The organism is Rickettsia endosymbiont of Ixodes pacificus (assembly GCF_000965155.1).
GTDB lineage: Bacteria > Pseudomonadota > Alphaproteobacteria > Rickettsiales > Rickettsiaceae > Rickettsia > Rickettsia tamurae.
The window spans coordinates 1,277,407-1,304,333 of the sequence record NZ_LAOP01000001.1; the positions used below are offsets into that span (position 1 = coordinate 1,277,407).

Consider the following 26,927-nt stretch of genomic DNA (forward strand, 5'->3'; position numbering starts at 1 on the left):
TCACAATTTAGTTGTTAATCTTGCAAAAATTTATACCATATATTAGCTTCTTTTTAATTCATAATTTACTACCGTAATACCAGTATAACCTACTTGCTTTTCTTAACTTGATGCGTATGATTACAACCATACACCCAACCCAAAGGCTTATCACTCGGTGATCGAGCGTGTATTACTTTAGGTATCAAACTACAAGTTCCTATATATACCGCAGATAAAATATGGGCAGAATTAAAATTAAATAATGCTGATATTAAATTGATTCGTTAATTGTAAGTATTAAAATAGAGTATTATATAATATGGATACAAACAAATTATATCTTTTCAAAGATAGACGATTTTTACCAAATTTTATAGTGCAGTTATGCGGTTGTCTTAATGATAATATATTAAAAAATGCTCTAGTAATCCTTATAACTTACAGTATTACCGGCTCTTTAAGTAAATATAATAATCTACTTGTTTTAATTGCTAATGCTACTTTTGTACTACCTTTCATAATATTCGCAAGCATAGCAGGACAAATTGCCGATAAATACGAGCGTGCAAATCTTATTAAAATTATTAAGATTTGTGAAATCGGTATAATTGCCTTTGCAATTTATGGATTTCATCATAATAATCTGCTAATTCTGTTTTGTTCTATTTGCTTAATGGGTATACACTCTACTTTTTTCGGTCCAATCAAATATAGCGTATTACCTGATCACCTAAATAAAGACGAACTACTTGGAGCTAACGGCTTTGTTGAAGCCGGAACTTTTATCGGTATTTTTATCGGTACTATAATCGGCAGCTATTATACAATCAGCAATAATTTTATAATTTATTCCTTAATTACCATCGCTTTTCTTGGCTTTATTACAAGCCTTTTTTCCCCAAAATCTAAAAACGCAAATAGTGATATTAAAATAAATTTTAATATTATAGATGAAAGCATAAATATGATTAAATATACCAAAGCAAAAAAACAGATATATTTAGCTATACTTGGTATTTCATGGTTTTGGTTTATTGGAGCTGCTATAATTTCTCAAATACCTTTACTTGCTAAGATAACTTTTAAAGCCGATGAGAATGTTGCTAATTTATTTTTAGCGGTTTTCTCGCTTGGTGTTGGGGTCGGTTCGTTTTTATGTAGCAAAATATTTGAAGATGAGATTACCGTTAAATATCTATTTATTTCAGCCCTAGGCATTAGTATTTTCGGTATTGATTTATTCTTTGCAAGTAGAATTAGCTCAGTTAACTACGAACCTACTCAGCTAAAAAGTATTTTAGTATTTTTATCGAAAAGACATAATTGGCGAATAGTTATAGATTTATTTTTCTTAGCGGCAATAGGCGGTTTATATATCGTTCCTCTTTTTGCGATATTACAGCATTACGCAAACCCTGCTCATCGTAGTCGAATTATTGCCGTTAACAATCTTATCAATTCCATTTTCATGGTGGGATCAACAATTATTTTATCTTTATTATTTTATCTAAATTTCACTATACCTTGGATTATATTATTTATTAGCCTAGCTAATATAATCGTTACTATACATATTTACCGTTTAATACCTGAAGTTAAAATTATTCCGTTTAAGCTATTGCGAAGAGTATTCCAAATCTGTTTTGATCTTATGTATAAGGTTGAAGTTAAAGGATTTGAAAATTTTCAAAAAGCAGGTAAAAAAGTAGTAGTTGTCGCTAACCATATTTCATATCTCGATCCGCCGCTAATTGCTACTTACTTACGAGAAGAAATGACTTTTGCAATTAGTCCCGATATACAAAAAATATGGTGGATTAAACCGTTTTTACGTATGGCAAGAACTTTACCGGTTGATCCAAGTAACCCAATGGCAATAAAGACTTTAGTAAAAGAAGTACAAAAGGATCAGAAAGTAGCAATTTTCCCTGAAGGTAGAATAAGCGTTACCGGCTCTTTAATGAAAATATACGAAGGACCGGGAATGATTGCCGATAAAGCCGGTGCTACCGTTTTACCGGTTAGAATAGACGGTACTCAATTTACTCATTTATCAAAATTTAAAAACATATTAAAAAGAAAAATATTTCCTAAAATTACTATAACCGTTTTACCGCCGGTAAAATTCGCTAATATGGATGCTGCAAGCAATCAAGAACGACGCAGTTATATATCTAGGACTCTTTATGATATCATGGCTGACATGATGTTTGAGAGTTCAGACTATAAAAATACTTTATTCTCATCTCTTATAGAAGCTGCTAAAATTCATGGATTTAAGAAAAAAATAGTTGATGATTTTGAAAATAATGCGGTTACTTATCGAGATTTAATATTAAAATCTTTTATCCTAGGTGATTTAATCAAAAAGAATAATATCTTTGGCAGAAATTTAGGCTTAATGTTGCCTAATACCACGAATACGTTAATTACTTTTTACGCTATGCAATCTAGCGGTTATGTTCCTGCTATAATTAACTGGAGCAGCGGCATAAGTACTATTATTAACTCCTGTAAACTTGCACAAATTAAAGTAGTTTACACTTCAAAACAATTTATCGAGAAAGCAAATTTACATGAATTAATAACTAACTTATTAGATTTCGGTATTAAAATAATATATTTAGAAGATTTTAAAAATCAGATTGGTACAGCTCTAAAACTAAAAGCAAAAATAGGAAGTTATTTTGCCCAAACTTATTACAATTATTTTTGTCGTAATCGTGATGACGAAAAACCGGCAGTGATAATTTTTACTTCGGGTACTGAAGGTGAACCTAAAGCCGTATTATTATCTCACAGAAATTTACAAACTAATAGATATCAAATAACTGCTAAAGTACCTTTTAGCCCTGAAGATATAGTATTTAACTCATTACCTTTATTTCATTGTTTTGGTCTTGGTAGTGCAATTATTACAACTTTAAACGGTATTAAGCTGTTTCTATATCCTTCTCCACTAAATTATCGCAGCATTCCTGAAGTTATATACGATATTGGAGCAACTATATTAATTTCTACCGATACTTTTTTAAACGGTTATGCTAATTACGCTCACCCATATGATTTTTACTCATTACGCTATATATTTGCCGGTAGCGAGAAATTAAAAGAATCTACAAGACAATTTTGGCTTAATAAGTACGGCATACGTATTTTTGAAGGGTATGGGATTACAGAAGCCGCACCTATTATAGCTTGCAATACCCCTATGCATAATAAAGCAGGCACGGTAGGAAGATTATTACCAAAAATTGATTATAAGCTTGAGAAAGTAGAGGGAATAAATGAAGGGGGACGTTTATTCATTAAGGGTCCTAACATCATGCTTGGTTACTTAGACTTAGAAAGCAACTATACTTATAAAGAATGGTATGACACCGGCGATATAGTCAAAATAGATTCTGAAGGATACATAACAATTTTAGGACGTTTAAAACGCTTTGCTAAAATAGCGGGAGAAATGATATCTCTTACAAAAATTGAAGAATTTGCAAGCGAAATTGATCCTGATTCCTTACACGCTGCTATTTCTATCCCCGACAAAACGCACGGAGAAAAGATTATTTTACTTACTACCGGTTCCGATATAAATAGAGAGAATTTTGCAGATGCCGTATCTAAAGCTCAAATTTCTTTACTACATTTACCGAAAGTAATTATTACCGATTCAGAAATACCTCTGCTTGCAAACGGCAAAATTGACTATCTTGATATTATGAAAAACCAACAACGTCATCACATGGCTTGACCGGCATTGTTGCATGGCTCGAAAAACCCGTTCATTGTCATCCCGTGGCTTGACCACGGTATCCAGAAAATAACTAAAAATATTAATATTATTAGTATTTTTAACTAGACCCCGTGGACAAGCGAACTAGGTGACGGTGGTAAAACCGATTCACACAACAACACCGGCTTGACCACGGGGGTGACATTTATTTTTTCTTTTGACTATTAATAGCAGCATTCAAAGCTAATTTAAACCACTTGCCTAATAACTCTTGATCCTCCATAATTTCAGGTAACACCTTCCAATATGATAGAGTTACAAGTTTACATTTACTTTGATATACAAATGGCTCAGAACCGAAAGATTGAAAATATTCATAAGTGCTTAGGTCTGACTTAAAATATAATTCATTGCTCTTAATAATTCCTATCATAACACCACCCTTATATATACCATATCCACCAAACATTGCACGAACGGCTACTGAACCATATGGTTCTAACAATTCTTTGACATATTCAGTAAATTCATTTTTGTTCATAATAATCGCTTTAAATACAACAAACCATAAATAAACGTACCTAATATAATAAACAATGGAGTTAAAGGTAAATCAAAGTAGAAAGAGCTAAATGCGGCACAAAAATTAATAAATAAAGATATAAGAATTGATATTATAATCATCTGGGAGGGGCTATATGCTACAAACCGTGCAATCATTGCAGGAATAAGTAAAATAGCAGTTACCATAAGTACTCCGACAATCTTTATAGCAGAAAATACCGATAATGAGAGAAGAAGTAAAAATATTAGCTCAATAATATTAACCTTTAAGCCTTTTATGACTGCAATATCTCTATTGATAATGATAAGAAGAATTTGATTATAAAAATATACTATAAAGCCTATAATAGTTATTAGGACTACCCCTAGTATAATCAAATCATTAAAAGACACGGATAAAATATCCCCAAACAACAAATTCACTATATTATTCTGCAAAGAAGTAAAATAATTAATAACTAAAGCAACAGCTAGCATAAAGCTAGAAATCAAATTAATAACTGCGTTTTTTTCAGAATTATTTTTAAAAATAAACACAAAAAACGAAAAAAGAATTGCAACTATTATGCCTGAATATATTAATGGAAAATGTGCTATAATACTTATGCTAGCCGCTAAAAAACTACTATGAGCAAGCCCATCGCCGAAATAAATATATCTCTTCCATAGGGCAATACAGCCAAGGGGAGCAAATATGCAGCTAATTAAAATTAAGGCTAGTATTATTAAAGTCATCTGAGTATATTATATATGTTTGTTGTATGGCCTCTTGTCATCCCGTGGTCAAGCCACGGGATGACATTGGAAAGAATCATAGACTATGTCTTCAATCGATAAAAAAGAATTAGAAAAATTTGAGAAAATTTCTCACAATTGGTGGAATAAGGACGGGGAATTCGGTATCTTACACCGAATAAACCCTATTCGCCTTGAATATATAATAGAGAAAATAACTACACATTACAATAGGCACCTTTCCAAACTCGCTTATAGAGAGGAATTTGTAGGAAACACGCAGCACAGCACCGCAGCGTACATAGAAGTACGTGAGGATGCGAGCAGCGGATTGACGCACAAATTACCTCTAGAAGTAGAGTTTGAGAAGATGTCTAACGATATTTCTAAATTAGAAATATTAGACGTCGGTTGCGGTGGAGGATTAATTGCAACGCCTTTAGCGGCTCAAGGTTTTAACGTTACAGCCATTGATGCATTGCAAAGTAACATTGAAACGGCAACTGCTTATGCTAAGGAAAACGGCGTAAAAATAAATTATTTACAATCTACTATAGAAGAATTACAGAGTGACAAACTATATGATGTGGTAATTTGTCTTGAGGTTATTGAGCATGTAGAAAACGTGCAGCAATTCATACTGAATTTGGTGAAGCATATTAAGCCCAACGGTATGGCAATAATTTCTACGATTAACCGCACTAAAAAAGCTTATGTACTTGGAATAATAGTTGCTGAATATGTTTTAGGTTGGGTGCCTAAAAACACTCATGATTATAGCAAATTCCTAAAACCATCGGAAATTTACGAAATACTTACGGATACCGATGTTGAAATTAAAGAGCTAAAAGGCTTGGTATATGATCCGATTAAAAATGAATGGAAATTAAGCGATGATATAGATGTAAATTATTTTATGTGTTTGGGGAGAAAGAGTATATGTCATCCTGCGACTTGATCGCGGGATCCAGTTAAAAATACTAATAATATTAGTATTTTTAGTTGTTTTCTGGATACCGTGGTCAAGCCACGGTATGACACAGTTCTTAGTATATATTTAAAAAAGATAATAAATGACTAATAGCGTAATTACTAGATTTGCTCCGTCACCGACGGGGTTTTTACATATAGGTTCGGTAAGAACTGCCCTTTTTAACTACTTGTTCGCAAGGCATCATAACGGTAAGTTTTTGCTTCGCATTGAAGACACTGATAAAGAAAGATCAACGAACATCGCAGTAGAAGCTATATTCTCAGGTCTAAAATGGCTAGGGCTTGATTGGGACGGTGAGGTTATATTCCAGTCTAAACGTAATAATCTTTACAAAGAAGCTGCACTAAAATTACTGCAAGACGGTAAAGCATATTATTGTTTTACTAGCCAAGAAGAAATAGAAAGACAACGACAAAAAGCTTTAGAAAATAAACAGCATTTTATTTTTAACAGCGAGTGGCGTGACAAAGAACCATCTACCTACCCTACTGATATTAAACCGGTAATACGTCTAAAAACTCCAAGAGAGGGCAGCATAACAATTCATGATACCTTACAAGGCGAGGTAGTAATTGAAAACTCTCATATAGACGATATGGTACTATTAAGAGCAGACGACACTGCTACTTACATGCTAGCCGTTGTAGTAGACGATCATGATATGGGTATAACTCATATTATTAGAGGTGACGATCATTTAACCAATGCAGCAAGGCAAATCGCTATTTATCAGGCTTTCGGCTATGAAGTACCTAGCATGACTCATATACCGTTAATTCATGGAGCAGACGGGGCGAAATTATCCAAAAGGCATGGAGCATTAGGCGTTGAAGCTTATAAGGATATGGGATATTTACCGGAAAGTTTGTGTAATTATTTATTGCGTCTTGGATGGAGTCACGGCGATGATGAAATTATCTCAATGACTCAGGCTATAGAATGGTTTAATCTTCATTCACTCGGTAAATCACCTTCTAAGCTTGATTTTGCTAAGATGAATAGCCTTAACGCTCATTACTTAAGAATGCTTGACAATGATAGCTTAACTTCAAAGACTGTAGAGATATTGAAACAAAATTATAAGGTTAGCGAGAAGGAAATAAGCTATATAACCCAAGCAATGCCAAGCTTGTTAGTTAGAAGTGAAACATTACTAGAGCTAACACGCCTTGCTCAAATTTATCTCGTAGATTCGCCTATCATCTACAACCAAGATGCAAAAGAAATTATAGAAAATTGCGATAAGGATTTAATCAAACAAGTTATAGAAAACTTAAGCGAACTTGAGCAGTTTGATAAGGAATCCGTACAGAATAAATTTAAAGAAATAGCAACAGCAAACGGCTTAAAGCTGAATGACATTATGAAACCAGTAAGAGCTTTAATAACAGGTATGACGGCTTCACCTAGCGTATTTGAAATTGCAGAAATTTTAGGAAAAGAAAATATTTTAAAAAGGTTAAAAATTATATGAAAGATTGTATAAAAAAAATTGCTTTTGTTTTTAGTGGGTTATTTATAATAACCGGCACTTTTGTTTTGTATAGCATAGAAAACGTCAACGCACAACGGCACCAAAAAAGTACGGAGCTTGGACTTTAAATTATACTCTTAATAATGAGAAAAAACAACTTTGCTTCTTATCACAACAAATTAATAATCTAGAGAAAGATAAAGAAAAGGGAATATTAGCCATTTATCACATAGGTTATTTCAATGGGGAGCAAGAAGAACAGGAATTAAAGATAATCGAAATAGTCCCATCAAATGTTCAAATTCCAGCAGGTACAGTTATTAATAGCGGTGACAAACGAATATCAGCCGGGAAATACGTAAATTGTACGGTAAACGGCTGTCAGGCTTTAGCTATTATTACAAAAGACGATCTAGACATGATTTTATCTAATGATAATTATTTAGAACTAATCACCACTGACGGTAAACAAGCTAAAATTTCATTTATAAAAGACGGTCTAAAGGAAGGTCTAAACGCTTTGAATAGATAGTAACGGAATTTAAGTGCTGTTGCATGAAATGCTTTTCATCGTGATTGCGAGCAGGCATTGTTGCGTGAATACTAAACCGTCATTGCGAGCGACTGAAAGAAGCGTGGCAATCTCAGGATTTTGGCACGAGATTGCTTCGTCAAAATTTTCAATTTTTCCTCACAATGACGACTCGGGTATCCACACAATAACACCTTGCGTCGCTTAACCCATGACGATACGCTATTAAGTTGCTTTAAAGCTTAATTAAGCATCGTGATGATGGTGTTCATGTCCAGGCCCTTTACCACCTAAACTTGCTTCATATTCAAGAACCCATGATTGATGAAATGCCATGCCTGTATCAGCTACTATCCATCTTTCTAAAAGAACATGAAATCCTGCTTCTCTTTCCGGAAGAATTATTGAGTGATCCGTAGAAGCAGGTAATTGATGACTCCAAAATGGTTTTTCTTGGCTTATATTTTCAAAAAATGTCTTAAGCTCATTAAAGTTAGTCTTTGAGAAAAGTCAGTAGGATGATCAGTGATCGCATATGTATAACCACGTGTTTTATGTGCCATGGTATAATCCCAATGTATATCAAACTTGTCACCGGCTTTTACTTTATGAACATGATGGTACTTGCTTCCATCTCTCCAATCAAATGTTTTGTCAGATGAAAATTGTCGCATTTCTGCATTAGTATAATTAACAGAATCTCTCTCATCTTCTTTTCCACCGCTAAGAAGATGTCCCTCTTTAATTGCCGGTGCACTTAGAGTATCATCAGGAAAGTCAACATCATCAGGAAAGGATTTTTTCCTCCTTCCATCTCATTTTTCTGTGAGCTATCTTAACAACTTTAACTCTTCGCAAACTAAAGCCATTGTCTTCGGTAAGGTTACTGCCCCATGTGATATGGGGTAACATCTAAGATATGCGAAAATTTCTTATCGTACTCTGCTTTATTAGGAGCTATTTTGTTATCAACTAGTTTTTTAGTCATAATTTACCTATTAATTTAAATTGTATTTCGATATATATAAAAATAGATTGAATAATAATCTACCTTTACAATTAATAATGCTTACTAAATTTTTAATATATTGCAAGAAGTTATAAACCACTAAAGTGAAAAAATATTTGAGAATAAATAAAAAAATACCTTTCTTTTTATTAAGTTTTATTAACTATTTTTATATTTTTACTTAAGCTACTAGCTATTATTATAGTAATATATTCAATTTATCATGTTAACAAAAATTAATATTAATGTAATGTAACTGTGTAAAAAAATCACAAAAATATAATCCTATTTAAAAATCAAGATATAGTTTAACTTGTGCTTAACCATTGATTATAGATAAATTTAAAAAATAAATATCATGTCTTTCTAAAATCTTATTAATTTTCTCATAAAAATATTTTATACTAATTGTATGCATATACTCCTTTTAAAAGAAGTTTAAATAATTAGTAGGTTTATGGAAGATATTGATACTTGGCAGAAAAAATTTGAGGTTTGTGATTATAGTAAAAAATTAATTGATCGAATTAAATATTTGAATACTATAGTAGATTCACCTATAGATATAACAGAAATTGAAAAAGGTCTTTATTATACCCGTAAATATCATGCTTCTCAATGCTTCTCAAATGCGTCAATCAGGGGAACCTTATTATTCTCATCCTATAGAAGTTGCAATCATGCTTGCAGATTTTACAGCTCTTGAAGCTCCTAAACTTTACAAATCATATATGATAAATATTGCCCTTCTTCACGATATTATAGAGGATACAATACTTACACATGCTGATATTAGCAAAATTTTTGATAAGAATATTGCCGATAGCGTAGAACGTTTAACAAGAATTAAGCCATACGGTAAAATTAGCTCCGGTGAAAATGTTAAATTTACTAATCCAAGAACAAAGATATGATATAGCACTTATTAAAGTATTTGATCGCCTACATAATTTACAAACTATAAATGCTAAATCGCCGGAAAAGGCTTTAGAAACAGTAAAAGAAACTATAGAAAGCTTCTTACTCATAGCAGCTTATTTAGAAATACGAACCGTAGAACAACAACTATTAAATGTTTGCACTAATTTTATCAAGCAACATTTCCCTTCAGAACAAAAAGAAATATTTCAAAAAGTCGGTTTACGAAATTTCTTTTTAAAACTTCAAAATAATACAAAATAAATTAAAGAGTATGCAATACTACTTTAGAAAGAAAAAAAGTGTATATCAGCTAAAAACTATTTTTATATTTCCAGTGTGCAGCTTCACCGCTCTCTGCATGATAATGCATCTTATGATCACGTATTTGTATCTCTATTTTATAATTATCCTCAGTTGTAATAATAGTATGTAAAGATTGATAGCCGTTTGGTTTAGGATTAAGAATATAATTTTTAAATTTATCCTTTTCATGCTCATAAAGATCATGAACTACTTTTAAAGCTTTATAACATTTCTCTTCATCTATTACTACTATTCTTATCGCAAAAATATCTGTTAATTCTTCTAACTTTATACTCTTACGATATAATTTATATAAAATTGATATTGGATGTTTGATCCTACCTGTTATTTGAGCAGCAATATCATATTTAGATAAATTATGATTTAAATGTTTAATAACCCTTTGGAGCAAAAATACCTCCTTAGTTTATACTAATTCAGTTAGTTATACTTACGAATAACTAAACACCAATTAAAGCAATAAACTTATTAAGTTCTATTAATATTTCTAATTAATTTGCTATTTTTAGTAAATATTAATAAAGCCTAGCTTTAGTTGATATTAATAGGAAAAATTAAGCTTGTGGCGAGCTTCGCACTACCCTATTATTTTATCTTTTATCCTAAATTCACATTATTTAGATTTCTTTTAGAACCTAATTTTTTAAGTTTTATATATAAAATTTAAATTATCTTATTTTAGTTTTTCTTAACTGTATAAATTATAAGATTTTTTTAAAATAAGAATAGTAATTTTTCTAAAACCTTACTAATTTTAGTTAGCGTAGTTTAACCGACCAAAAGCTAGAAACTTTTATTACTAATTTTTTAAATTAAACGAATATATACATTATAGATTAACCTTGCCTATAGCTTCAACAAGAAATCTATTCTTAATAATTAAGGCGTAAAACCGCTTTAAACCTTTTGATCATCCTATATAAGACTGTTAACAAAATCTCTTTAATTGATAATTAAAGAGATTTTTAAATGAAAATTAATAAGATTTTTACAGTAATAGATATCCCTATTTCAAAAAAATCTTATAATTTGCAGTTAAAAAGAATTTAATTAGCTTTAAAGTTATTTTGTTAACAGTCTTATATAGGATGATCAAAAGGTTGAGCTATTATAATTAATTAATTAATTAAAAAATATTTACAACCATTTATTGAAATAATTACAAGAAATTCTATATTTTATTTTTTGAGGAAGAGTTTTATTAAAGAATTTATTTTCAAATTAAGCAAAGAATCGCTTTAAAACCCATTTGTTGCATAAATCAGTTTTTCAGTGTCCTACTCTGCGACTTGATAATGTGTTGTACGGCACGTTGTTAAAATCGTCATTGCAAGCAGGCATTGCCTGCGTGGACCAGTTTCTTAATTGTCATCCCGCGAGCTTGTAGCGGGATCCAGTTTAAAATACTAATATTATTAGTATTTTTAGTTGTTTTCTGGATACCGTGGTCAAGCCATGATATGACATTGAACAGGTTTTTCGGTCCACGCAACAATGCCTCCTCGCAATGAGGGGAACGAGCAATACAACAAAACGGGTTTATTAGACCTATTGCATAACCTATCTTATGGAGTATAGACTTAGAAATCCATACCTCCCATACCGCCACGCATTGGCATTAGCTCTTTCTTATCAGAAGGTTCGTCAACAATTAAAGTTTCCGTGGTAATAATTAACGAAGCAACGGAAGCAGCATCTTGAAGTGCAGTACGCACTACTTTAGCCGGATCAATAATTCCTGCTTTAATCATATCGACATATTGCATATCTTGAGCATTAAAGCCATAATTTTTATCCTTATGTTCTAGTAATTTACCAACTACTACGCCACCGTTTTCACCGGCATTTTCAACAATCTGTTTTAGCGGATCCTTTAAAGCTTCTATTACTATTTCAATACCTGCTTGTTGATCCTTATTCTCTACTTTAAGCTTTGTTAAAGTTTGTGATGCATGAAGTAATGTTACACCGCCACCGGCAACAACACCTTCCTCAACTGCCGCTCTTGTAGCAGCAAGTGCATCTTCAACACGATCTTTACGCTCTTTCACTTCAACTTCCGTAGCACCGCCAACCTTTAATACGGCAACACCGCCGGAAAGTTTAGCTAAACGCTCTTGTAGTTTTTCTTTATCATAATCAGAAGTAGTTTCAGCTATTTGAGATTTAATTTGTAATACTCTATCCTCAATATTTTTCTTATCACCATTACCATCAACAATTACGGTATTTTCTTTAGAAATTGTTACTCTTTTTGCCGTCCCTAAACTCTTAATACTCACATTTTCAAGCTTCATACCTAAATCTTCAGTAATAAGCTCACCTTTAGTTAGGATAGCAATATCTTCCATCATTGCTTTTCTTCTATCGCCAAAACCGGGAGCTTTTACTGCCGCAACTTTTAAACCACCACGTAATCTATTGACTACAAGCGTTGCAAGAGCTTCGCCCTCAACATCCTCAGCAATAATTAATAGTGGGCGTTGTGATTGCACTACAGCCTCAAGTATAGGTAACATCGGTTGTAAGTTTGATAATTTTTTCTCAAATAGTAAGATGAAAGGGTTTTCAAGCTCAGCAACCATTTTCTCGGAATTCGTTACAAAATACGGAGATAGATAACCTCTATCAAACATCATACCTTTAACTACTTCAACATCGAAGCTAAAATTCTTTGCTTCTTCAACGGTTATCACGCCTTCTTTACCGACTTCCTCCATTGCCTTAGCAATTTTCTCACCGATTTCCTTATCACCGTTTGAAGAGATAGTACCGACCTGTGCGATTTCCTCTTGGCTATTAATCTTTTTACTAGACTTTTTAATTTCCTCTACTAATGCATTTACCGCTAAATCCATGCCACGCTTTAAATCCATAGGATTATAACCGGCAGCTACTAACTTATTACCCTCACGAGCTAATGCTCTAGCAAGTACCGTAGCTGTAGTAGTACCGTCACCGGCTACTTCTGCAGCTTTTGTAGCAGCTGATTTTAATAGCTGAGCTCCTGCATTTCTAATTTTATTTTTTAACTCAATCGATTTTGCAACCGTCACACCGTCTTTGGTAATTTTCGGTGAACCGAATGATTGCTCGATAAGTACATTTCTACCTTTTGGACCTAAAGTAACTTTTACTGCATCTGCAAGTATATCAATGCCCTCTAGCATTTGCTCACGAGCTTTTGAGCCGTGTTTAATAAGTTTTGTTGCCATATTTAATTTCTCCTTAAAACAAATAATTAATTAATAATACCAAATACGTCGCTTTCTTTCATAACGATCAGTTTTTCGCCTTTAATTTCAATTTCGGTGCCTGCCCATTTACCGTATAAAACTTTATCGCCTACTTTTAGCTCTAAAGGATGAATTTCGCCTTTTTTATTACGAATACCGTTACCTACGGCTACTATTTCACCTTGCATCGGCTTTTCTTTTGCGGTATCCGGAATAATAATTCCACCTTTAGTTTTTTCTTCGTGTTCGATAGGCTTTATTGCAATTCTATCATGTAATGGTTTAAAAGACATTTTAACCTCCAATTATTAAATCTTTAAATGTACATACTATATATATTTTATTTTTGTTAATTCAAGGGGCAAGAATAAAAATTTTTTTATTAGAGGTCTATTCTTTCTCAAAATCCTCTAAACTAGTGCCGTGTTTAGTTTTACTCCATTTGAAAGGACAAAAAATTATTTCAAATACTGCTTTATATGAAGCTACAGTATGTAATATAAAATAACTAGCCCATAAGATCGAAGCTACTATATCCTGAAATTTTACTTTCCCGCTTTTTAAAGAATTTTTTAATATATACAGAGCAGTACTATAAAGATATAAAAGCGAAAAAATACTATTAATAAGCCATAAATAATTAATTATAGAATTTTTATTTATAACAATAGAAAATATTATAAAGGGTAAACTCCAAAAATTATAAGTAGATAAGCCGATGAAAATGTAAATTGTTATTACTTGCAATAAAGTAAACTTTTGGTATTTATCTTTTTGTGCTTTAAATACAAAAAATGTTTGCAAAAAGCCTTTAATCCAACGTGATCTTTGATTTAGCCAATTACCTAAACTATTCGGAGCTTCTTCTAGAGTATAGGAATCAAGGATAGCTACTTTATAGTTCTGTGAGTAAATTCTTAGCTCGGCATCTTCTGTTACATTATAAGCATCCCATCCGCCAAGCTTATTTAATATATCCGTTTTAAAATGATTACTAGTACCCCCAAGAGGTGTAGGAAGTTTTAGCAAACTTAATCCTTTCAAGATATATTCAAACCATAAACTATATTCTATATTAAACATTTTGGTTAAAATATTCTCATTTTTATTATAAAAATTGAGCTTAGCTTGAAGACAAACATATTCATCAGATAAACTTCTAAACATTGTTAGAGCTTTAAGTAGCTGTTCAGGTTCAGGTTTATCTTCAGCATCATATACTACTAGATACTCACCACGTGAATATTCTAGAGCATAATTAAGGACTTTCGGTTAGTTTTTCGGAACAGATATAACATGAAAATAAGACGGTAAATTATATAAGGCTACTTCTTTAATCATTAGATAATCGTCATCTTCGATAATAATTTTAACGTCTAGCTTATCTTTTGGGTAATTAATTAATGAAATATTTTTAATTATTGACCTTAACTTACTTAATTCTTTATATAACGGTACTAAAACTGTTAAGAAATATTGCTTATTAGCGGCAATATTTTATTTTCATATAATAATATATCAATCATTATCTCATTATCGATAATTGCTTCTTCGATAATAGCTTTTAAATTAGTAACTTGTTTTTTCCTAATAAGTTTTTATCTCTGATTATCTGTAATATTATATCTTCATTTATACATCTAACCATGCTGAAAAACTTATACCTGATATTTTATATTTCTTATTTGAAAGACTGCGATCCCAAAAATAACCGATTTGAGTAGTGATTGAATTTTTATTTTCCTTATTATGCCATTTTTTAATTTAATCCCCTCACAAGTAGAAAAATTATAATACATTTTCTTAGAACCGAGATTATTAATTGAATGTCCAAGGCTAAATATATTTTGATTAAAGATAGTAACAGAGCGGATATTTTTAGACATTCCCATTAATAATGATACTTCCCCTAAAAAATCTTCTTTAAGTTTTTTACTCTTACTCATTAAAATTTTAGGCTGAGCCGAAATAACAAAATCGTTATCTTCAAATAGCTTCAATTTATAGTAAATAGAAGCATCCGTGCTTATGTTTTTTTCATTCAAAAATTTATCTTCTTTGTACAAAAAATGTACTCCAATATTTTGATTATCGGTAATACCGTATTCTACAGTATAGCTAGACCATAGTAAATAGGTACATACTATGCTAATATATATGTTATAAATGATAATAAATAAATTATGGCAAGCAGTTACAGTTACGATTTAAGAATGAAACTATTCAAAGCTCTAGATGATGGGCTCTCAATTGTTAAAGCATGTAAAATATTCAATATAGGTCGTAACACTATATATAGATGGAAAACTCTTAAATGGGAAACAGGAGATATAAAAGCAAAACCTTATGGTCCAGCAAAGGGTTATAATGCAAAAATAAATCTCAAAGAATTTGAAGAATTAATTATCAATAATCATGATAAAACAGCTAAAGAATTAAGTATTATACTAGGTAATAGATTACAAAGAACTAGAATAAATTACTATAGAAAACTACTAGGGTACACTTATAAAAAAAAGTCATCTTCATCCCAGAAGGGATATTGGTTTAAGGAATGAATTTATAGAAAAGATACAGCAAATTTCTAAAGAAACTCTAGTATTCATTGATGAGTCAGGAATAGAAGATAATGCTTGTAGAGAATATGGATGGAGTATAAAAGGTACTAGATGTTATGGAAACAAAGTGTATCAACATAAATCCAGGATCAGTATGATAGCGGGGCTTCGTAATAATCAAATTATAGCGCCAGTAATATTTGAAGGAAATTGTAATAAAGAAATATTTACAACCTATGTAGAGACTATATTAACTAAAGAATTACATCCTGGACAAACAGTAATTATGGATAATATCAACTTCCATAAGAATAATATAATAAGAGAATTAATCGAGTCGGTTGGGTGCAGAATTTTATTCTTACCTACATATAGCCCAGACTTAAATCCTATAGAACATTATTGGTTTAAGATTAAGAACGAAATAAGAAAAGTTACGGGGCAATTCAAGATATCAGTATGGCTGTAGAACACGTACTAAAGTTTATTTAACTGTACCTATTTACTATGGTCTAGCTATACTACTTACAAATTGCTCATCTTGGTAAGATGATAATTCTAATATCTTCTGCTCTAATCTTTTTATTTGTCGTAAGATTTTTGCATGAAGACTCGGCTGATCACTCACTTTTTTGAGGTATTCCCATAGATAAGCTACTCTTTCTCTTATGTATAAACGGCTTCTTCTCTTTGCTTTTTCTCGTTTTTTGATATCTTATTAACTTTATTCTACAATATATCTATATCTTCCCTGCTCTAACAACCATGCCGAGGCATGCACCTTATTAATATTTAAAATAATTATAAGACATATTAGACAATAATATAATCTTAATGTCATAGATGCTTAAATTTAAAAAATACACTATAATAGCAATTATAAATTGAGTAGAGAGCTAAATTAAAAAAATTTTTAATTGAAGTAGTATATGGAATATTGTAGTAATGATTTTACAACTTAAAATTCATTCAAAGAGGAAAATATGAACGATCCGAAATATGGAACTATTACTTTTACCAAAGAAAGTAGAACAGCAAATATTAATATATCCCGTGATAAAATAACAATTGGAGCTAATCGGCGTGTTACGTTTGAAACCATAGGTGATATTAAGGAATTGATCTTAGGACCACATAGTAATGTTAAAGTAACAGACCTTAATCATAAGGTATTTATAAATAATACCAATCGAGATAAGATAATTACATTATCAGGTGAACATATTGCTTTTGATGATAATCTATACGCTTAATAAATATGTTATTCCTGTGGAAGCTTGATTGCGTGGATACATGAAACCGTCGTTGCAAGGAGGCATTGTTGTATGGACCGGTAAAACCCACTGTGTCATCCCGTGGTCAAGCCACGGGATGACAAAGGTGAAATTGATCCACGCAACAATGCTTTGCGAGGAGCGAAGCGACACGGCAATCCAGAAAAATAACAAAAAAATGCTATAAATCAGCATTTTTTACTGGATTACTTCGTCAATAATGACGGGAAAACTGATCCACGTAGCAACTTTCTAAGACCCAAGTAGTACTTGATTTTGTAGTTTAAACAATTCTGCCACGCCGCCTTTGGCAAGTTTTAACATTGCTAAAAACTGCTCTTCGGAAAAAGGATTTTTCTCTGCCATGCCTTGTACTTCGATTAAATTACCGTTACCTGCAAACACAAAATTACTATCCACTTCGGCATCACTATCTTCCAAATAATCCAAATCTAGTATTGCCTCGCCTTTATATATACCGCAAGAAATAGCTGCAATTTGACTAATTAACGGGTTCACCTTTAAAACTCTCTTTTTCATCAAGGATCTAATAGCTAGGTGCAATGCTACATAGCTCCCTGTTATTGCTGCCGTTCTAGTACCGCCGTCAGCATTAATAACATCACAATCTATGATAATTTGCCTCTCCCCTAGTTTCTTCAAGTCAATTACACATCGCATCGCCCTACCTATCAAACGCTGTATCTCTTGCGTTCTTCCGCCTTGTTTTCCGAGTGCTGCTTCTCTTTTAATACGCTGTGATGTAGAACCGGGAAGCATACCGTACTCGGCAGTAATCCAACCTTGATTTTGTCCCCTCAAGAATGGCGGTACGGTAGTTTCACAAGTAGCACTACACATAACATGCGTATTACCGATTTTAATAAGGCATGAGCCTTCCGCATTAACAAGCGGGGATAATTCTAATGAAATAGGACGTAATTGGTTGCTTTTTCTTCCTGACTGTCTCATAATATTAATTTACTATTGAAAAAATTTTTATTATATCTATATATATCTCAAAAAAGAATATAAATATATAAGTAAATAATATGATAGATGATAATATAGAAAATAATGAACAAACAATAAATGATATTGCTGAAGAGATAGTTGAAACAGCAAATCCAGAGATAACAGCGTTAAAAGCAGAAATTGAAGAGCTAAAAGACAAGCTAATTAGAACTACTGCCGAAATAGACAATACAAGAAAGCGTTTAGAAAAAGCACGTGACGAAGCAAAAGATTATGCAATTGCTACATTTGCTAAAGAACTACTAAATGTTAGTGATAATCTTTCAAGAGCATTAGCACATAAACCGGCAAATTCTGATATAGAAGTCACAAATATTATTGCAGGCGTTCAGATGACTAAAGATGAGCTGGACAAAATCTTTCATAAACATCATATTGAAGAAATAAAGCCGGAAATAGGTTCAATGTTCGACTATAATTTACATAATGCAATTTCGCAGATAGAACATCCTGATCATGCACCGAATAGCATTATTACTTTAATGCAATCAGGATATAAAATTAGAGATAGACTACTTCGTCCTGCTACCGTACAAGTAGCTAAAAAATCTTAATACTAAGGTAGAGCTTCAAAAATTGGCTCAATGTTCTATAAGAGCTTCGGTTCGAACTATATTAAGTATACGCAGCTCACCTTGCCTTGTGAACTCCTAGCTCTTTTTGAAGTTGATCTTCGTATAGAAAATGGGGAAAATAATATGAATAGAACCGCTATATTTTGGCTAGTTTTTTTAGGGCTTTTTATAAGCGGTTTTATGCTAATTTCAGACGCAGTAAAACCATTTTTTATCGCATTTATAATATCTTACTTACTACAACCTGCTATAGGTTTTATCGCATCAAAATTTAAAATATCAGATAAATTTGCATCAAGCATAATTTATCTGATATTTTTGAGCATATTTTTCTTAAGCTTAACTATTTTAGTGCCGATAATTTATGGACAAATTTTTACTTTTATAAATAATATTCCAAAATATAAAAATTATTTACAAGCAGAAATATTACCGCCTATAATGGCAAAAATTTATTCGATAGAACCTGATATTGCCGATAAAATCAAGAATTCTTTAAGCAATTTTATAAATAGTATATTTACTATACTTGGCAGTATTGCTAATAATTTTTGGCGTTATACCATTATTACCATTAACATATTTGTTTTATTTTTACTTATACCTATAATATTATTCTATTTCCTACGTGATTGGGCTAAAATTATTGCAAACATGAAATCATTATTACCTATAAAAACCCGACCGAAAATCCTTGAAATATTATCGGCAATTAATAATCTGTTATCTGCTTACATAAGAGGACAGCTAAATATTTGCTTATTATTATCTACTTATTATAGTATTGCATTTACCGTAATAGGTATTGATCTCGCTCTTTTACTTGGCATTTTAACGGGATTTTTAGTTATTATTCCTTTTATCGGTACTTTTATATCGTTTCTTTTGACTTTAATTATCGGTTATTTAACTTTCGGCATGACCGCAAAATTATTATATATAATGATAATTTATTTAGTTGGGAATATTTGTGAGTCTTATATTTTAACTCCTAAAATTATCGGTGATAAAATAGGGTTGCATCCTCTTTGGATTATATTCTCGATTTTTGCCTGCGGCAGTTTATTTGGAATTATTGGAATATTTTTTGCTATACCGATTGCAGGGATTACAAAAATTTTACTCCTGAATCTAATTAAATTTTATAAATCTAGCAAATTCTATCGAACAGACGGCTAAAAAATTCTTATAACAGTGCAGCAATATATATTTCGTTTTACTACTTCTAATAAATATCATCCTGATGAGTTTATTGTTTCTAGTTCTAACGATCAAGCTTATAATATTATAAAAAATTGGCAGTGCGGCTTTGGCGTTAATCCTTATAAATTTACTTTATTAATTAAAGGACCTTCTTCGTCAGGCAAAACTTATTTAACCAAAATATGGCAAAATTTAAGCAATGCCTATATTATTAAAGATATTTTTTTTAGTGAAGAAATTTTAGAAAAATATAATGCTTTTATCATTGAAGATATTGAAAACTGGCAAGAGCCGGCATTACTTCATATATTTAATATTATTAACGAAAAACAAAAATATCTTTTACTTACCTCATCTGATAAAAGCAGAAATTTTACTTTACCCGATTTATCTTCACGTATTAAATCAGTACTTAGTATTGTATTAAACTCACCTAACGATGAATTAATCAAAATTCTAATATTTAAGCATTTTTCTATTTCTTCGGTAACAATATCCAGACAAATAATAGATTTTCTTTTAGTAAATTTGCCTAGGGAATATTCTAAAATTATAGAAATATTAGAAAATATTAACCATTTTGCTTTAATTTCCAAAAGAAAAATAACAACTTCATTAGTCAAAGAAGTTTTAAATAACTATAATCATAAAATATTGTAACTTTTTCCTTGACTTTAAATCTTCTCAATATAACCTTTCTATAAATTAACTTTTTAGAAAAAATTGTGTTGGGATACGAAAAAAACAAAAAAGTTTAAACAGAGAACAAAACGGGCTATAGGCTTACTATCCATAGGTACTTTTTTAGAGTATTTTGATCTTATGCTATATGTTCATATGGCAGTACTACTTAATGAGCTTTTCTTTCCGCAATATGATACTCACGTTAATCGCCTTCTTGCAGCTTTTTCTTTTTGTTCTACTTTTATTTTTAGACCCTTAGGAGCTTTATTATTTGGCTGGATAGGCGATAATATAGGTCGGAAATCTACAGTCATTATTACCACTATTTTAATGTCGTTTTCTTGCATCGTTATGGCTAATCTTCCTAACTTATGCCCAAGTAGGTGCTAGTGCCGCTTGGATAGTAACCATATGCCGTATAGTGCAAGGTATAGCTAGACCATAGTAAATAGGTACATACTATGCTAATATATATGTTATAAATGATAATAAATAAATTATGGCAAGCAGTTACAGTTACGATTTAAGAATGAAACTATTCAAAGCTCTAGATGATGGGCTCTCAATTGTTAAAGCATGTAAAATATTCAATATAGGTCGTAACACTATATATAGATGGAAAACTCTTAAATGGGAAACAGGAGATATAAAAGCAAAACCTTATGGTCCAGCAAAGGGTTATAATGCAAAAATAAATCTCAAAGAATTTGAAGAATTAATTATCAATAATCATGATAAAACAGCTAAAGAATTAAGTATTATACTAGGTAATAGATTACAAAGAACTAGAATAAATTACTATAGAAAACTACTAGGGTACACTTATAAAAAAAAGTCATCTTCATCCCAGAAGGGATATTGGTTTAAGGAATGAATTTATAGAAAAGATACAGCAAATTTCTAAAGAAACTCTAGTATTCATTGATGAGTCAGGAATAGAAGATAATGCTTGTAGAGAATATGGATGGAGTATAAAAGGTACTAGATGTTATGGAAACAAAGTGTATCAACATAAATCCAGGATCAGTATGATAGCGGGGCTTCGTAATAATCAAATTATAGCGCCAGTAATATTTGAAGGAAATTGTAATAAAGAAATATTTACAACCTATGTAGAGACTATATTAACTAAAGAATTACATCCTGGACAAACAGTAATTATGGATAATATCAACTTCCATAAGAATAATATAATAAGAGAATTAATCGAGTCGGTTGGGTGCAGAATTTTATTCTTACCTACATATAGCCCAGACTTAAATCCTATAGAACATTATTGGTTTAAGATTAAGAACGAAATAAGAAAAGTTACGGGGCAATTCAAGATATCAGTATGGCTGTAGAACACGTACTAAAATTTATTTAACTGTACCTATTTACTATGGTCTAGCTATATGTCATCCATGGGAGAAAGAGTAGGAGCAGAATTATATTTAACGGAATCTGTCGGAGTTCCTAAACGCTTTCCTGCCGTAGCATTTGTAGGAGTATGTGCTAGCTTAGGATTAACTGTGGCCCTTGGCGTAGCAACCTTAGTTACATCCTATGGCTTTAATTGGCGTATCGCATTTTGGGTAGGTGCAGGAATTGCATTAATAGGTAGTGCTGCTAGGACTACTTATACGTGAAACACCGGATTTTGTTGATGCTAAGCGTAGAATACAAGAAACTATAAAAGATAGTAATATAATTGATGTAGCAAAGATAAAAAATAATCCTGTATGGCAGGAAAAAGTTAATAAGAAGACTGCAATCTATTATTTTTTAATACAACTAGCACAACCGGTGTGGTTTTATTTTGCTTATATTCATTGTAGTAATATACTTAAAGATTCGTTGCACTATACCGCTGAAGCAGTAATACATCAAAATTTTATTATTTCTATAGTAGAATTTTTGTAGCACTAGCACTTACGTGTTTATGTAAATTTCATCCACTAAAAATTTTAAAAACGCAATTAGTAATATTTTTAACTTTTCTTCTATTTAGTCCATTAATATTAGATAATATAACGCAAGGCTGGCAAATTCTCTTAATTCAACTAATTGTAGTTACTTTTTCTCCAAGTGAATTTCCGGCAATTCCAATATTTTATAAAAGTTTTCCGATTTTTAAACGATTTACCTATGCTAGCTTTATATATGCTTCTTCAAGAGCCGCTATGTATGTAATTAGTTCTTTCGGGCTTGTTTATTTAACAGAACGTTTTAATAATTTAGGGTTATTGATGATAGTAATTCCTATTATTATAGGGTATAGCCTCGGTATATCACATTTTAAAAAGCTAGAAGTTGAAGCAGGAAATTATTATTGAATATAAAAGGCGAAATGCGGCTTTCACCTTTTATACAAATTAAATTAGTTATATACTTTATCTTCTTCAGCTAGTTCGGTTTTAATTATTTCAAGCAGAGAAAAAACCTTACAATATTCTTCAAGCTTTTCGTTTATTTTTTGTAGTTCGCTTAAAGCACTACTAAAATCTTCTTGTACTAAATAGGTTTCTACAGTTTTATTCTGCTCTAATGTTTTAAGCATGATATCTTGTAACAATTTATTATAGTGATTTTCTAACTTAGATGTATTTGACATAATGATTAATAAATAATTTTGTATTTTTAATTAATATATGAATTTTTTAATAATACAATAACTTTTAGTTAGTTTATGTTATTATTTATCTCTCTTTGCTCTATTAACACTAATTCACCACAAATATTTACTCTAAATTTGCATTTTAAGTAATTTAATTATAGATAACTATTAACAAATTTTAATAATTATCTAAATGCACCCTAAAACAGATTAAAGGCATACAAATAGAGCGAATAGAATGGCGAGACCTAGAAGAAGAAAATAAATATGCACAATTACTAGAAAAAGATTTAGATATTATAAAGGAACAGAGAAAAAAGGCATCATCCAATAATATAAACACAGTACCTAAAAAGCAGCCTCCAATATTTAGAAGTATGGATGATATAGAAATTATACAAAGGTGTAACTTGGAGCGTATAATTTCTCAAGAAACAGTAAAAAGTAAAGATGATTTATATATAATAGAGCAAGAACAGATACAAAAATTAATGAGTAGAGGCACAAACACCTTAAAAAACCATGAACAACACCCAAATACTATTTATAAAAGTGAGCATAAAGCACAAACTAACTCAAGAACATCCAATATTATAAATAGTATTAAGACCTCAAAACATGGGGTAATGTAAAGAAAATAAGCAACGTAACAGGAAAGATTCTTTTTAATAAAACCACAGCTAGCGTACTCGGATTAATAGCAAGTAGTATTATGCTGGCAACTATAGCACCTGCAACAGCTCCATTTATGTTTGTATCAGCTACTGCCATGGCAACATCTATAGTAGGTAAAGCAATAATAGATGTAGTACATACTCGAAAGATACGTCTTCTTACACAAGAAAATAAATTATTAGAAAAACATCGTGATGATTTGAGTAAACAACAAGCCCTTTTAAAAATTGATCCAAAGTTAAAAGATGATTTACATATACATAATGATAAACAGCAAACGAAAGACAAAAGTAATAAAAGTACCAAATCATTATTTATAGCATCGGTTATAACAAATGGAATAAGTAATATAGTAAACGTGGCGGGGATATCTGCAGCTATAGTCGGTAATAATGTAGCACAAATAATTTCATCAATAAATATAGGATTGCAATCATTAAAAGGTTCTAAAGATTCGGTAAATCAGATCCAGGATAGGATAAAGTTAATTAAGGAGCTAAACCATAATATTAATCAAGAAAAACAAAAAGCAGATATAGGTAATTATAAAAATATACAAGCATTAGCAGAGATAGGGTATAAACAAACTATTCAAACCGAAGCATTAACCGCTTTATTACAAGATAAGAATTACTTTAAATTTACCGATCAAGAAAAACAACAGAGATTTAATCAGCTTAGTAAAGAAATAACATTAAGGACAGCATCAGAATATGCTGATACAAAAAAAAATAACATCACAAAATATAATATGTAAAACTCTACACGGGCTGTTGAAAAAATCAACAAGGTTGCAAATACTTTAATATTTTTTTATCTTTAATAGCAGTAGATAAAAAAACCAAAAAATAATTTTAAGTATCCGTTTAAAATTTTGTACTATCGCAATCATCAGTATTTGAATCTGTGTTTTCTGTACACTTCTAAATTTTGCTCCTCGTAAACCATGATTCTCCTTAGCTTCACCAAATAGACCTTCTATTTTCCACTTTCTCTCAATTAGTTTTTTCTTAAAATCAATTCTATTCTGTCTGACCTTTACCTCATCTATTTCATCCTGATAAGGATTACGATAAATAAATCGTCCTCTATTACTATAATTATCAGAAATACAACCTGATTTTAGAGAGCAATTTTTACAATGCCCTCCTGTAATACGATAACGTTTTATTTGTTTTTTATCTAATTTATCATACGGATAAAGATAATGTCCCTGTGGACACTTATATCTATCCTGTTCTCTATCATATTGAAATTCCCCCCTACTTATTTTTCCTTCACCAAGATTATCTACATGTAAAGGTATATAAGTTGTAATTCCAAGTAATTTAAAATATCCATAGGTTGGACCTCTACCATAACCTTTGTCTGCTATCCATTCTTTTACTCTAAAAGAAAAATTATTTAATATATTCCAAACTCTACTTGGAAGTACAATACACTCATGTTGTGATCCTGTACTTACATAACAATCTATTATAATACGTGAATCTGAATCAATTGAGTAGTGGGTCTTATAACATAGCTTTTTATAACCATTAGTTCTTGATACAAGACTACAATCAGGATCTGTCCTACTGACATGAGTTTGATTAGATATTTTCCTTACTTTTTTCCCTTCTCGGAAATCATGATAACGACGTTCATATTTTTTTAATTCTCTCTTTTGTGAATCACCTTGATCTTTTCTTAATATTAGGCTATTCATAGAGGCATTAGATTCAACTAAAGAGGCATCTGAAATAATTGTTTCTCCTTTTATAATATCTAGTTCATACCATTGCTTAATCAAGCTTATAAATATTTCTTGAAATAGTTCTACCCCAAATCTATCTCTTATCCTACTTAATGATGAATGATCCGGTACTTTATCCTCTAAACTTAAACCACAAAACCACCTATATGCTATATTTAACTGAATTTCTTTACATAATCGTCTATTTGACTTTATACCATATAAGTAACTTATTATTTGCATCCTAAAAAATAATACAGGATCAATTGATGGACGTCCGTAATTAGCACAATAACGATTCTTAGTTATTTCATAGATAAAAGAAAACTCTAATTCTTTAGCTTCATGAATCCTCACTAATAAATGATCATTAGGTATCATGTGCCTTAAGCTAAGGCTATTACATCTCACACTTTGATCAAGCTTATAACCCTGCATCTTTACACCTTCATTTAAGCATAAAAATACAGCTTATTCCTTAGATTAACTCTTTTCTACTTCTTTTTATAACTTTTTCAACAGCCCGATTACTTCTCCTCACATAAAAGGATACAAAAATGTAGTGCTTCATGAACATGATTACACTAAGTATAAAAAGCTTGCAGTTTGGTTTGGAAACGAAGGAGTAGGAATTAACAAAACTGCTGTCAAGAGAAGTAGCTTTTGTATTAACATTCCAATGTACGGAATTATTGAAAGTCTTAATTTGGGTACATCATCCGGTATTGTGCTATATGAGGTCGCAAAACAACGACGCAAATTTTAGTTTAACCTAAAAAAGAAGATCGCTACAAATAAGGTTAGCAAAGAAGTTTCCTAATTTAAGTAAAACGGTAATTTCAGTCTAATAAAATCTTAATCATTTTTTGATAAGGAACATGTGCAGTTGCTGCTTCTGATTTAAAAAATTCTACGCTCTCTTTACTTAAGAAATGGTTACTTTTACTGAATCATCTTTTAATAAAAGTTCTCTTAGGGTGCGGCAAGAAATCTTTTACTATTTTTACTTCATCTATTTCCCCATCAGTATATTTTATTCTCTTGCTCATAAATCCTCTTACCTTTACGCCAGTATCCTGCTCCAAAAA

24 protein-coding genes and 11 pseudogenes are annotated in these 26,927 nt (G+C 31.1%); 21 read left to right on the forward strand and 14 right to left on the reverse strand.

Annotated features, from left to right (window positions below):
* Positions 1 to 138: 138 nt before the first annotated feature.
* The 3 genes and pseudogenes from REIP_RS13490 to REIP_RS12795 all read left to right on the forward strand — a co-directional run.
* Positions 139 to 270: pseudogene (locus REIP_RS13490) on the forward strand (PIN domain-containing protein); the annotation flags it as partial.
* Positions 271 to 301: 31 nt separating this feature from the next.
* Positions 302 to 3,733: an acyl-[ACP]--phospholipid O-acyltransferase gene (locus REIP_RS06805; protein WP_045804134.1), complete on the forward strand. Its 3,432-nt coding sequence runs from the start codon at positions 302 to 304 to the stop codon at positions 3,731 to 3,733.
* A gap of 9 nt (positions 3,734 to 3,742) precedes the next feature.
* A pseudogene (locus REIP_RS12795) lies at positions 3,743 to 3,838 on the forward strand (permease); the annotation flags it as partial.
* A gap of 82 nt (positions 3,839 to 3,920) precedes the next feature.
* On the opposite strand, the gene REIP_RS06810 reads toward REIP_RS12795, so the two are convergent.
* Both REIP_RS06810 and REIP_RS06815 read right to left on the reverse strand, forming a co-directional pair.
* Positions 3,921 to 4,256, reverse strand: a complete 336-nt coding sequence (locus tag REIP_RS06810; RefSeq protein WP_045804135.1) for a TfoX/Sxy family protein — start codon at positions 4,254 to 4,256, stop codon at positions 3,921 to 3,923.
* Entirely contained in the window at positions 4,253 to 5,014 is a 762-nt protein-coding gene (locus tag REIP_RS06815; protein ID WP_008580849.1) for a metal ABC transporter permease, read from the reverse strand. Before REIP_RS06815 ends, REIP_RS06810 begins: the two co-directional genes overlap by 4 nt.
* An 85-nt stretch (positions 5,015 to 5,099) precedes the next feature.
* Here REIP_RS06815 and ubiG point away from each other — a divergent pair, with 85 nt between their 5' ends.
* From ubiG to REIP_RS06830, 3 genes and pseudogenes are all read left to right on the forward strand, one after another.
* Entirely contained in the window at positions 5,100 to 5,972 is an 873-nt protein-coding gene (gene ubiG, locus REIP_RS06820) for a bifunctional 2-polyprenyl-6-hydroxyphenol methylase/3-demethylubiquinol 3-O-methyltransferase UbiG (protein WP_045804136.1), read from the forward strand.
* A gap of 115 nt (positions 5,973 to 6,087) precedes the next feature.
* The gene (gene gltX, locus REIP_RS06825; RefSeq protein WP_045804137.1) at positions 6,088 to 7,482 is read left to right on the forward strand and encodes a glutamate--tRNA ligase; all 1,395 of its coding nucleotides are present in this window, start codon (positions 6,088 to 6,090) and stop codon (positions 7,480 to 7,482) included.
* Positions 7,479 to 8,014 (forward strand): annotated as a pseudogene (locus REIP_RS06830) (invasion associated locus B family protein). The gene gltX and the pseudogene REIP_RS06830 overlap by 4 nt, the downstream one beginning before the upstream one ends.
* Before the next feature lie 458 nt (positions 8,015 to 8,472).
* Here the strand turns inward: REIP_RS06830 and REIP_RS12800 are convergent.
* Positions 8,473 to 8,760, reverse strand: coding sequence for a lytic polysaccharide monooxygenase (locus REIP_RS12800; protein WP_231569348.1), 288 nt, complete (start codon positions 8,758 to 8,760; stop codon positions 8,473 to 8,475).
* Positions 8,761 to 9,480: 720 nt separating this feature from the next.
* Here REIP_RS12800 and REIP_RS11205 point away from each other — a divergent pair.
* Positions 9,481 to 10,245, forward strand: a pseudogene (locus REIP_RS11205) (HD domain-containing protein); the annotation flags it as partial.
* A gap of 9 nt (positions 10,246 to 10,254) precedes the next feature.
* Here the strand turns inward: REIP_RS11205 and REIP_RS06845 are convergent.
* The 6 genes and pseudogenes from REIP_RS06845 to REIP_RS06865 all read right to left on the reverse strand — a co-directional run bounded on the left by REIP_RS06845 (position 10,255) and on the right by REIP_RS06865 (position 15,570).
* Entirely contained in the window at positions 10,255 to 10,659 is a 405-nt protein-coding gene (locus tag REIP_RS06845; protein ID WP_045804138.1) for a bifunctional (p)ppGpp synthetase/guanosine-3',5'-bis(diphosphate) 3'-pyrophosphohydrolase, read from the reverse strand.
* Between the two features lie 936 nt (positions 10,660 to 11,595).
* Positions 11,596 to 11,760: pseudogene (locus tag REIP_RS11210) on the reverse strand (MFS transporter); the annotation flags it as partial.
* Between the two features lie 88 nt (positions 11,761 to 11,848).
* Positions 11,849 to 13,483: a chaperonin GroEL gene (gene groL / locus REIP_RS06850; RefSeq protein ID WP_045804139.1), complete on the reverse strand. Its 1,635-nt coding sequence runs from the start codon at positions 13,481 to 13,483 to the stop codon at positions 11,849 to 11,851.
* Between the two features lie 26 nt (positions 13,484 to 13,509).
* Positions 13,510 to 13,797, reverse strand: coding sequence for a co-chaperone GroES (locus tag REIP_RS06855; RefSeq protein ID WP_014412487.1), 288 nt, complete (start codon positions 13,795 to 13,797; stop codon positions 13,510 to 13,512).
* 97 nt (positions 13,798 to 13,894) lie between these two features.
* A pseudogene (locus tag REIP_RS12805) lies at positions 13,895 to 14,755 on the reverse strand (glycosyltransferase family 2 protein); the annotation flags it as partial.
* Between the two features lie 381 nt (positions 14,756 to 15,136).
* Positions 15,137 to 15,570: pseudogene (locus tag REIP_RS06865) on the reverse strand (hypothetical protein).
* A gap of 117 nt (positions 15,571 to 15,687) precedes the next feature.
* Here REIP_RS06865 and REIP_RS10015 point away from each other — a divergent pair.
* Positions 15,688 to 16,554: pseudogene (locus tag REIP_RS10015) on the forward strand (IS630 family transposase).
* 13 nt (positions 16,555 to 16,567) lie between these two features.
* Here REIP_RS10015 and REIP_RS13250 read toward each other — a convergent pair.
* Positions 16,568 to 16,690, reverse strand: coding sequence for a hypothetical protein (locus REIP_RS13250; protein ID WP_269429018.1), 123 nt, complete (start codon positions 16,688 to 16,690; stop codon positions 16,568 to 16,570).
* Positions 16,691 to 17,045: 355 nt separating this feature from the next.
* On the opposite strand from REIP_RS13250, the gene REIP_RS06880 reads away from it, so the two are divergent.
* On the forward strand, positions 17,046 to 17,315 hold the full coding sequence (locus tag REIP_RS06880; protein WP_045804140.1) for a hypothetical protein: 270 nt from the start codon (positions 17,046 to 17,048) through the stop codon (positions 17,313 to 17,315).
* Between the two features lie 28 nt (positions 17,316 to 17,343).
* Positions 17,344 to 17,523, forward strand: coding sequence for a hypothetical protein (locus tag REIP_RS11215; protein WP_156147459.1), 180 nt, complete (start codon positions 17,344 to 17,346; stop codon positions 17,521 to 17,523).
* Positions 17,524 to 17,588: 65 nt separating this feature from the next.
* Here REIP_RS11215 and rph read toward each other — a convergent pair whose 3' ends face one another.
* Positions 17,589 to 18,308 carry a ribonuclease PH gene (gene rph, locus REIP_RS06885; protein WP_045804141.1) on the reverse strand — a complete coding sequence of 240 codons (720 nt, stop codon included), beginning with the start codon at positions 18,306 to 18,308 and terminating at the stop codon, positions 17,589 to 17,591.
* 80 nt (positions 18,309 to 18,388) lie between these two features.
* On the opposite strand from rph, the gene grpE reads away from it, so the two are divergent.
* The 8 genes and pseudogenes from grpE (at position 18,389) to REIP_RS12815 (ending at position 23,148) form a co-directional block, all read left to right on the forward strand.
* Positions 18,389 to 18,925: a nucleotide exchange factor GrpE gene (gene grpE / locus REIP_RS06890; protein ID WP_008581003.1), complete on the forward strand. Its 537-nt coding sequence runs from the start codon at positions 18,389 to 18,391 to the stop codon at positions 18,923 to 18,925.
* A 144-nt stretch (positions 18,926 to 19,069) separates the two neighbouring features.
* Entirely contained in the window at positions 19,070 to 20,125 is a 1,056-nt protein-coding gene (locus REIP_RS06895; RefSeq protein WP_045804383.1) for an AI-2E family transporter, read from the forward strand.
* Between the two features lie 15 nt (positions 20,126 to 20,140).
* Positions 20,141 to 20,809, forward strand: coding sequence for an HdaA/DnaA family protein (locus REIP_RS06900; RefSeq protein ID WP_023507713.1), 669 nt, complete (start codon positions 20,141 to 20,143; stop codon positions 20,807 to 20,809).
* A gap of 73 nt (positions 20,810 to 20,882) precedes the next feature.
* Positions 20,883 to 21,269 (forward strand): annotated as a pseudogene (locus tag REIP_RS11220) (MFS transporter); the annotation flags it as partial.
* Between the two features lie 63 nt (positions 21,270 to 21,332).
* Positions 21,333 to 22,199 (forward strand): annotated as a pseudogene (locus tag REIP_RS10030) (IS630 family transposase).
* Between the two features lie 37 nt (positions 22,200 to 22,236).
* Entirely contained in the window at positions 22,237 to 22,461 is a 225-nt protein-coding gene (locus REIP_RS06915) for a hypothetical protein (protein WP_231569293.1), read from the forward strand.
* Positions 22,436 to 22,735, forward strand: coding sequence for a hypothetical protein (locus tag REIP_RS12810; protein WP_231569294.1), 300 nt, complete (start codon positions 22,436 to 22,438; stop codon positions 22,733 to 22,735). Before REIP_RS06915 ends, REIP_RS12810 begins: the two co-directional genes overlap by 26 nt.
* Positions 22,736 to 22,995: 260 nt before the next feature.
* A complete protein-coding gene (locus tag REIP_RS12815) occupies positions 22,996 to 23,148 on the forward strand; it encodes a hypothetical protein (RefSeq protein ID WP_023507709.1) in 153 nt (50 codons plus the stop codon).
* Positions 23,149 to 23,192: 44 nt separating this feature from the next.
* Here REIP_RS12815 and REIP_RS06930 read toward each other — a convergent pair whose 3' ends face one another.
* Entirely contained in the window at positions 23,193 to 23,426 is a 234-nt protein-coding gene (locus REIP_RS06930; protein ID WP_023507708.1) for a hypothetical protein, read from the reverse strand.
* Between the two features lie 413 nt (positions 23,427 to 23,839).
* Between REIP_RS06930 and REIP_RS12820 the strand changes: the two genes are divergently transcribed.
* Positions 23,840 to 24,061 (forward strand): hypothetical protein, encoded by a 222-nt coding sequence (locus REIP_RS12820; protein ID WP_231569295.1) that lies wholly within the window; start codon positions 23,840 to 23,842, stop codon positions 24,059 to 24,061.
* 80 nt (positions 24,062 to 24,141) lie between these two features.
* Positions 24,142 to 24,861: a hypothetical protein gene (locus tag REIP_RS06940; RefSeq protein ID WP_231569296.1), complete on the forward strand. Its 720-nt coding sequence runs from the start codon at positions 24,142 to 24,144 to the stop codon at positions 24,859 to 24,861.
* Between the two features lie 45 nt (positions 24,862 to 24,906).
* On the opposite strand, the gene REIP_RS06945 is transcribed toward REIP_RS06940, so the two are convergent.
* Positions 24,907 to 26,220 carry a transposase gene (locus REIP_RS06945; protein WP_172686766.1) on the reverse strand — a complete coding sequence of 438 codons (1,314 nt, stop codon included), beginning with the start codon at positions 26,218 to 26,220 and terminating at the stop codon, positions 24,907 to 24,909.
* A 181-nt stretch (positions 26,221 to 26,401) separates the two neighbouring features.
* On the opposite strand from REIP_RS06945, the gene REIP_RS06950 reads away from it, so the two are divergent.
* A complete protein-coding gene (locus REIP_RS06950) occupies positions 26,402 to 26,605 on the forward strand; it encodes a TrmH family RNA methyltransferase (RefSeq protein WP_231569297.1) in 204 nt (67 codons plus the stop codon).
* Between the two features lie 73 nt (positions 26,606 to 26,678).
* Here the strand turns inward: REIP_RS06950 and REIP_RS13495 are convergent.
* Positions 26,679 to 26,888 (reverse strand): annotated as a pseudogene (locus tag REIP_RS13495) (CopG family transcriptional regulator).
* Between the last annotated feature and the right edge of the window lie 39 nt (positions 26,889 to 26,927).

Bases quoted from the DNA above. Each gene is read 5' to 3' on its own strand.
- REIP_RS06855 (WP_014412487.1), bottom strand. From the start codon at position 13,797: ATGTCTTTTAAACCATTACATGATAGAATTGCAATAAAGCCTATCGAA.
- REIP_RS06930 (WP_023507708.1), bottom strand. From the start codon at position 23,426: ATGTCAAATACATCTAAGTTAGAAAATCACTATAATAAATTGTTACAA.
- ubiG (WP_045804136.1), top strand. From the start codon at position 5,100: ATGTCTTCAATCGATAAAAAAGAATTAGAAAAATTTGAGAAAATTTCT.
- REIP_RS12815 (WP_023507709.1), top strand. From the start codon at position 22,996: ATGTATGTAATTAGTTCTTTCGGGCTTGTTTATTTAACAGAACGTTTT.
- REIP_RS06915 (WP_231569293.1), top strand. From the start codon at position 22,237: ATGGGAGAAAGAGTAGGAGCAGAATTATATTTAACGGAATCTGTCGGA.
- rph (WP_045804141.1), bottom strand. From the start codon at position 18,308: ATGAGACAGTCAGGAAGAAAAAGCAACCAATTACGTCCTATTTCATTA.
- grpE (WP_008581003.1), top strand. From the start codon at position 18,389: ATGATAGATGATAATATAGAAAATAATGAACAAACAATAAATGATATT.
- gltX (WP_045804137.1), top strand. From the start codon at position 6,088: ATGACTAATAGCGTAATTACTAGATTTGCTCCGTCACCGACGGGGTTT.
- REIP_RS06815 (WP_008580849.1), bottom strand. From the start codon at position 5,014: ATGACTTTAATAATACTAGCCTTAATTTTAATTAGCTGCATATTTGCT.
- REIP_RS06810 (WP_045804135.1), bottom strand. From the start codon at position 4,256: ATGAACAAAAATGAATTTACTGAATATGTCAAAGAATTGTTAGAACCA.
- REIP_RS06895 (WP_045804383.1), top strand. From the start codon at position 19,070: ATGAATAGAACCGCTATATTTTGGCTAGTTTTTTTAGGGCTTTTTATA.
- REIP_RS06805 (WP_045804134.1), top strand. From the start codon at position 302: ATGGATACAAACAAATTATATCTTTTCAAAGATAGACGATTTTTACCA.
- REIP_RS06940 (WP_231569296.1), top strand. From the start codon at position 24,142: ATGCTGGCAACTATAGCACCTGCAACAGCTCCATTTATGTTTGTATCA.
- REIP_RS06945 (WP_172686766.1), bottom strand. From the start codon at position 26,220: ATGATACCTAATGATCATTTATTAGTGAGGATTCATGAAGCTAAAGAA.
- REIP_RS06880 (WP_045804140.1), top strand. From the start codon at position 17,046: ATGAACGATCCGAAATATGGAACTATTACTTTTACCAAAGAAAGTAGA.
- groL (WP_045804139.1), bottom strand. From the start codon at position 13,483: ATGGCAACAAAACTTATTAAACACGGCTCAAAAGCTCGTGAGCAAATG.